This window comes from Halalkalibacterium halodurans (assembly GCF_004376175.1).
Classification (GTDB): domain Bacteria; phylum Bacillota; class Bacilli; order Bacillales; family Bacillaceae_D; genus Halalkalibacterium; species Halalkalibacterium halodurans.
In genome coordinates this window covers 100,451-107,192 of the sequence record NZ_SNUY01000005.1, presented here as the reverse complement: position 1 = coordinate 107,192, position 6,742 = coordinate 100,451, and the positions used below count along the sequence as shown (strand labels likewise).

Below are 6,742 nucleotides of genomic sequence, written 5' to 3'. Positions count from 1 at the left end.
TTTTTATTGAAAACACACGCACACACCTTACATTGATATTGTCCTTTTCCTCCGTTGTTTGCGTACAAATACGCAGAAGGAGCACCACACTTAGGACAACACAATGCAGAAGGTACGGGCGTAGAATTGGCTCGACGGCGTACTGGTTTTAACGGTTTTCCTTTTGATTGAAGATATTCCGTTAATAAAAGCTGATAATCGAGCTTTTCTACCTTTTCAATGATAGGTAAATCATCAATTTGAAGCTTTCGATAAGGCTGATTAACAGGAGCTTCTTTGGGTTTATCGAACATGCTTTTTCCAATCAATAGAGTAAGCAAAGTTCGAATAATTTGTTCTTGATAGTTTATAAAAGTTAATAAATAGGTTATAATTTGAGGGTACAAATTGTCACTTCCTTTTCTGGAATTGGGTGTTTGGTAACCTCAATTATCTACAGAAATCAGGGAGTGGCAATTTTTTTGCTTATAAAGCCCTCTAACATAGGATTTAATAGCCTGTTTTATATAAAGTTTTGACAATACGTGATGAATACAAGGAGTGATTGCATGATACAGTCGATACAAGATCGTGTCAAACTAGCCAATGGCGTTGAAATGCCATGGTTTGGCCTTGGTGTATATAAAGCAGCCGAAGGAGAAGAAGTGATAAGGGCTGTTCGAGCAGCCTTAAAAGCTGGATACCGAAGCATTGATACGGCGAGTCTTTATCAAAACGAGGAAGGGGTCGGCCAAGCGATTCGCGAGAGCGGAATTCCGCGAGATGAGATTTTTGTCACAACAAAAGTATGGAATACTGAACAAGGATATGACGAAACACTCGCCGCTTTTGAGCGCAGCCGAAAGCGTTTAGGACTTGAGGTCATCGATTTGTATTTAATCCATTGGCCGGTGAAGGAGAAGTTTCTCGATACTTGGCGGGCGCTAGAGACGCTCTATAAAGAGAGGAAGGTACGAGCCATCGGGGTGAGCAACTTTAACATTCATCATCTAGAGGCGGTGATGAACATTTCCGATATTAATCCGATGGTCAACCAAGTGGAATTTCATCCGTTTTTGACGCAAAAGCCATTGCTTACATTTTGCAAGGAGCACGACATTCAACTGGAGGCGTGGCGGCCGCTAACGAAAGGGGAGATCTTTACACACCCTGTCGTGCAAGCACTTGCGAAAAAGTACGGGAAGACGCCAGCTCAAATTGTGTTGCGCTGGAATTTAGAGCATCGGGTCGTGACGATTCCCAAGTCGGTGCGAGAGGAGCGGATTCAGGAAAACGCAAACATTTTCGATTTCCACCTGTCACCAGAGGATGTCGAAGCTCTCGATGGATTAAATGAAGACCGCCGCCTCGGACAAAATCCAGACTCCTTCTCCTTTGATTTTTAGAAAGGTTAAACGAAAGTGTTCAAGAACCGCCGGGTCACGGCGGTTCTTTATTCAATCCCAAGGAACTCATCGGTTGTTTGCCACTCTACGTCCAGCCTATCGATCGAATCAACCAAATGACCGTTTAACATTTTATAGTCGGTTCCACTTGCAACAAAATGAGTTTCGTCAAAATGAAACGAATCACTTTTCGTTGGTGTGCTGATCGTCATCGTATAGTCTAGGATTTTAGTATGTTTGGTCCTTTGTTTTTTCAGAGCAATCTCTTTATGTTCTGTTAGTAAATGGTCAATAATTTCCACATCGTCAATGGTTGCCCACAAAGTTTCCCCAAGTTCTTCTGAATACGCTTCTACGGTAATGTGCGTGATGTCCTCTTGACTGGGAATGGTTTCGTCTAGTACATTCCCAAAGGTCGTTCTCGCTGCCAATTGATACAAAACAACACCAACCCCAATTAAAACAATGAGCGATAAAACGATGAGCGTTTTCCGTTTAGGCAACAATTAATCCTCCTCTTCAGGACTGCTTTCAGGGTAAAAATAGTGAAATAGCCAAAGGAGGTCACCCTTGGCTATTGATTGTGCTCTGTTATTCCATTATACGAACCAATTCTTCAAAGATTCAAGCTTATCCTTTCACGGAGCCTGCTAGAAGACCACGGACAAAGTATTTTCCGAGAATGATATAGACGAGCAAGGTAGGCAATGCTGCGAGTAACGCACCCGCCATTTGCACGTTCCATTGCACGATCTGACTCCCGGACAAGTTTTGCAGTGCGACCATAACCGGCTGCTGCGAGGTTGTCGTAATCGAAACCGCGAATAGGAACTCGTTCCAAATGTTCGTAAACTGCCAAATCCCGACGACGACAAATCCAGTGATGGAAAGGGGAAACATAATGTGACGATAGATCCGAAAGAATCCAGCCCCGTCCACTTGAGCCGATTCGAGCATTTCCTTAGGAATGTTCGCGTAAAAGTTACGGAACATTAACGTCGTAATTGGAATCCCGTACACAACATGGACGAGAATGAGCCCAGGAATTGTATTGTAAAGGTTCACCTCGCGCAAAAATTGGATGAGCGGAATGAGAATGCTTTGATACGGGATGAACATCCCGAACAAAATCGCTGTAAAAATCCAATCGGCCCCTTTAAACTTCCACTTAGAAAGAACATATCCGTTAAGAGATCCGAGCAACGCCGATAATATCGTTGCGGGGATGACTAAATACAATGTATTGAGCAAGTTGGGCGCCAACCGAGAAAACGCTTGGCTGTAGCTACTCCAGTCGATGGAGGTAGGGAGGGCCCACATTTGATCTAACGTCACTTCATCAATCGGCTTCACACTCGTAATGAGCATGACATAGACAGGCATGAGAAAAAACAAGCTAAGTCCGATTAAGAAGAGGTAAAGTAAAGGGCGCGTCATTCGTTGCAATGTCATGAGGATTCCCCCTTTCGACTGGAAATTAAATAAGGAACGATAAAGATCGCGACAGAAACTAACATAATGATGGCAATCGCCGACCCTTGGCCGTAGAAGTTCCCGCGGAACGTTGTCTCAAACATGTACACCCCAGGAACATCGGTGACAAAGTTTGCTCCTGGACCGGTCATTGCAAAGATGAGATCAAAGATCTTTAATGAGATGTGAGCCATGATGATAATGACACTCATCGTAATTGGGCGTAAAAGTGGTAAAATGACTTTCCAATACACTTGGAATTCGTTTGCTCCATCCATGCGCGCCGCTTCTCGGACATCATCTGGAATGCCGCGTAAGCCCGCTAAATACATAGCGACAGCAAACCCGGTCATCTGCCAAACGGCAGCGATGACGACAGCAATCATCGCAACGGGAAGTCCAAACTCAATTTTTCCGAGTGAAATCGCAGGGACGATCGTCGTATCAGTATACCAACGAGAATCAAGGCCAAATCGCTCTAGAAACAAGTTCACGCCGGTAGATGGATTTAATAGCCATTGCCACACAACCCCTGTAACGACAAAGGACAGGGCCATAGGAAAGAAGAAAATATTGCGAAACAGCGACTCTTGCCGTATTTTTTGATCTAATAAAATCGCAATCCCTTGACCTAAAACGATGACCGCACCGATAAATAAGATGGTGAAAAAGAGCGTGTTCCGTAAATCCGCTTGGAAGCGAAAATCTTGAAATAAAAAGAGATAGTTCTTCAACCCAGCAAACGAAAAATCGGGTACAAGCGAGTTCCAATTACTTAAGGATACATAACCTGTCCACCCAATAAATCCATAAATAAACACACCGATTAAAAGAATGGATGGCGCAAGAAAGAGAATGGCGTACCATTGATCTTTATTGCGCCTCCGCTTCTGTTGCGGAGCTTGTTCCTCTTTTGTGGCCGGTGCCGTTAAGGGTTGCTGTTTGCTCTGTGTTGTTTCCATAAATGTGCCCCCTTTGTAAAACAGACGCCTTGAGCAGAGAAGATTCTCTGCTCAAGGTCATCTTTGTTTATGGCTGATATTGCTTCAATGAATCAACGAAGCTATCGACATCTTTTTGTGTCACGAAAATATTAATCGCTTGGTTTACTTGTGTAAGGAAGCCTTCATTTGCTGCAGAACCATGGGCCAAGCTTGGAGAAAGCTCTGCCGATTTGAAGTCTTCAATTGTTTCTTGTCCATACTCGTCGTATTTCGATACATCGGCATCGACACGAGCAGGGATAGAGCCTTTTAATGGGTTGAATGCGTCTTGTCCTTCTTGAGAACCTAGTACAGCTAAGAAGCTCTTCACGACTTCAGGGTTTTCAACACCTGTTGGTAGACCGAACGTATCGGTAATAACCATGAACGTTCCCTCTGTTCCAGGAGTAGCTGCCCAACCAAAGTCTTCTTTTACGGCTAGATTCAAATCGTTAACGAAGTATCCTTTCGCCCAGTCACCCATTACGTTCATCGCAGCTTCACCTTGAGCAACTAACTGTGAAGCGTCTTGCCAGTTACGGGAGCTGTGATCTTCATTTACGTAATCAAGCATACGAATGAAGATTTCAGCCGCTTCTTCTACGCGAGGGTCGTCCATTCCTACTTCACCAGACCATAGCTTGTTATAGTCGTCAGCACCAAGTGTGCCGAGAAGAACGGTTTCAAACAAATGAGTGGCCGCCCACGGCTCACGATCTCCAAGTGCTAGAGGTGTGACACCCGCTTCTTGCAAAGCATCAGCTACATCAAAAAACTCTTCAAATGTTGTTGGTACTTCAAGTCCATGCTCTTCAAAGATTTCTGTATTGTACCAAAGAACATTTCCACGATGGATGTTTACAGGGACGGAATAGATGTTTCCATCTTTACTGACAAGTTCGATTAACTCCTCTGGGAATTTGTCAGCCCAGCCTTCCGCTTCAAAGAGGTCATTTAACGGATCCATTTGTCCAGCAGCGACCCAGCTATCGTTTAGCTCTGCACCGCCATGAACTTGGAACGTCCCCGGTGGATCATTTCCTTGCATGCGGCTTGTGAGAACAGCTTTAGCGTTTGTTCCGGCACCACCTGCGATCGCTGCATTGTCCACTTCAATTTCCGGGTGCTTCTCTTCGAATAACTCAATCAATGCAAGCAATCCATCTTCCTCTCCAGCACCTGTCCACCAACTGAAGATTTCGAGCGTGCCACTAGCTTCACCAGTAGCTTCTTCAGAATCACTCGTCTCTGGCTCTTCGCTTGGCTCATTAGAGCTATCTTCTGAAGAACCGCAAGCGACCAGTCCAATCACAAGAACAGAAAGCGCTATCATTAGAGCGAACCATTTTTTCACCATGCAAAACTCCCCCTTATCTATGGTTGTCAGATGACTCTTTAAACGTAACACGAATTTTCAGAAAAGAAATCGCTTTCATCTAGACGATTTTGTCCTCTCTCTGCACTTTTTTGTCATTGGATAGAGAGGGAAGTGAAGAAATAATATGAAATGTAAAATAATTCTTGATTATTGATAAATATGGATGTAAGATCATTTTGCACGAAGTCATTTATTCTAATTTTGTATACATAGGGGTTCAAAGTGCCTCTTAACAAAGAGAGGCACTTGATTAACGTTTAGGAGGCGCATTGATGGGGAAGCTTAATCGATACGTGATTTTAGGAGTAGTATTAGCGATCGCTATTGGCGTTGGTATCGTGTTTTATTCAACGTATGCAAATAAAAACACGGTGACATTAGAGGATGTGTTCGCAGCTGTTTATGTTGGAACGTCTGCTCTTTCGGAAAATAGTAAAGGCGTAACCGCTTTTATACAAGAGGATGGGACGATTCAACAGATGACGAGAGATAACATCGAATGGGGGACCGTTATAAACACAGCTGATGACATTGTTTTAAATGGTCAAGATCACATCACCTTAGTTGACAAGGGGACTGGAAACGTTCATACGGTTAAAAGTGAATGTTCTGTACATAGTGGCTATCAAAATTCATCCGGTTATCTGAAGACGTCAGAAATATATTATGAGCTTTTCAATCACGGATTTGAAGACTATGATGAAAATGCGAGTAACTACCGTTCTGTTATAAGATGGGGAAATGAAAAACAGCACGAGTGTACAGACGTTCCTCATTATTTAGTAGCTGACGGTTCAGACGAGGAAAGCATCTTTATGATGACAACTAAGATGATCGGTGATGGGGAGTTTGGAGAACTAAACATTTTACAATACACGCCTAAAGGGAATGAGTTCCAAATAAAAGAAGCGACATTACGTGAGGACACTCTCGAATTAAGTTTATCCAATATTGTTAGCAACTCAACTCATTTGTACGTGATGTACTTATGGGAAGAGGATTCTAGGGGTGAAGAAGAACTACGGGTGCTGAAGGTGAACAAAGAAACATTAGAATTGGAAGACGACTTCCTAGTAGGAACGTATCCAGCAGAGGAGGATCCATACTTTTTTCCCTTCAATCAAGATGCTTTTCATGTGACCGAAAAGGAGCTTTACTTTGTGACAGGCTACGGCGAGGTTCAGCAGATGGATTTACAGAACAGAGCAGTAAAGACACTGTTTACGTTGGAAGACTACACTAGAGGTGAATGGGATATAGATGAGCATATTACGTTTAACGATGATCAACTCTATTTTATAAGGTTTCATGAGCAGAAAGATGTACATGTAATCGATGTTTACTCATTGGGTGGAGAACGGACGGCTACTTATGACGTTCCTGAGCTGCAAAAAATGGAAAAGAAAGGATTTCAAACTCGTTATATTCAGGATTTTGAGATCATTAACTAAATGGACGAATTCAAAACAATAGTATCTTCTTTGAATGACAATTTCGATATTTTAGGGTGAATACCAATAATA

Annotated in this window: 6 protein-coding genes and 1 pseudogene; 2 read left to right on the top strand and 5 right to left on the bottom strand. The window is 43.0% G+C overall.

Translation table 11 applies throughout. The annotated features are described in order from the left end of the window. A pseudogene (locus E2L07_RS03100) lies at positions 1–386 on the bottom strand (DDE-type integrase/transposase/recombinase); the annotation flags it as partial. A 162-nt stretch (positions 387–548) separates the two neighbouring features. Between E2L07_RS03100 and E2L07_RS03095 the strand changes: the two are divergent. Beyond that, positions 549–1,385: an aldo/keto reductase gene (locus tag E2L07_RS03095; RefSeq protein ID WP_134228825.1), complete on the top strand. Its 837-nt coding sequence runs from the start codon at positions 549–551 to the stop codon at positions 1,383–1,385. A gap of 47 nt (positions 1,386–1,432) precedes the next feature. On the opposite strand, the gene E2L07_RS03090 is transcribed toward E2L07_RS03095, so the two are convergent. The 4 genes from E2L07_RS03090 to E2L07_RS03075 all read right to left on the bottom strand — a co-directional run bounded on the left by E2L07_RS03090 (position 1,433) and on the right by E2L07_RS03075 (position 5,198). Next, positions 1,433–1,888 carry a hypothetical protein gene (locus E2L07_RS03090; protein ID WP_010899973.1) on the bottom strand — a complete coding sequence of 152 codons (456 nt, stop codon included), beginning with the start codon at positions 1,886–1,888 and terminating at the stop codon, positions 1,433–1,435. Between the two features lie 127 nt (positions 1,889–2,015). Beyond that, positions 2,016–2,837 carry a carbohydrate ABC transporter permease gene (locus E2L07_RS03085; RefSeq protein WP_010899972.1) on the bottom strand — a complete coding sequence of 274 codons (822 nt, stop codon included), beginning with the start codon at positions 2,835–2,837 and terminating at the stop codon, positions 2,016–2,018. Beyond that, positions 2,834–3,820 carry a carbohydrate ABC transporter permease gene (locus E2L07_RS03080; RefSeq protein ID WP_010899971.1) on the bottom strand — a complete coding sequence of 329 codons (987 nt, stop codon included), beginning with the start codon at positions 3,818–3,820 and terminating at the stop codon, positions 2,834–2,836. The genes E2L07_RS03085 and E2L07_RS03080 overlap by 4 nt, the downstream gene beginning before the upstream one ends. A 67-nt stretch (positions 3,821–3,887) precedes the next feature. Then, positions 3,888–5,198 (bottom strand): ABC transporter substrate-binding protein, encoded by a 1,311-nt coding sequence (locus E2L07_RS03075; RefSeq protein WP_134228824.1) that lies wholly within the window; start codon positions 5,196–5,198, stop codon positions 3,888–3,890. Between the two features lie 293 nt (positions 5,199–5,491). On the opposite strand from E2L07_RS03075, the gene E2L07_RS03070 reads away from it, so the two are divergent. Continuing rightward, positions 5,492–6,670, top strand: coding sequence for a hypothetical protein (locus tag E2L07_RS03070; protein WP_134228823.1), 1,179 nt, complete (start codon positions 5,492–5,494; stop codon positions 6,668–6,670). Positions 6,671–6,742 lie beyond the last annotated feature (72 nt).

Coding starts and splice junctions, on each gene's coding strand:
- E2L07_RS03095 (WP_134228825.1), top strand. CDS start 549: ATGATACAGTCGATACAAGATCGTGTCAAACTAGCCAATGGCGTTGAA.
- E2L07_RS03085 (WP_010899972.1), bottom strand. CDS start 2,837: ATGACATTGCAACGAATGACGCGCCCTTTACTTTACCTCTTCTTAATC.
- E2L07_RS03080 (WP_010899971.1), bottom strand. CDS start 3,820: ATGGAAACAACACAGAGCAAACAGCAACCCTTAACGGCACCGGCCACA.
- E2L07_RS03075 (WP_134228824.1), bottom strand. CDS start 5,198: ATGGTGAAAAAATGGTTCGCTCTAATGATAGCGCTTTCTGTTCTTGTG.
- E2L07_RS03070 (WP_134228823.1), top strand. CDS start 5,492: ATGGGGAAGCTTAATCGATACGTGATTTTAGGAGTAGTATTAGCGATC.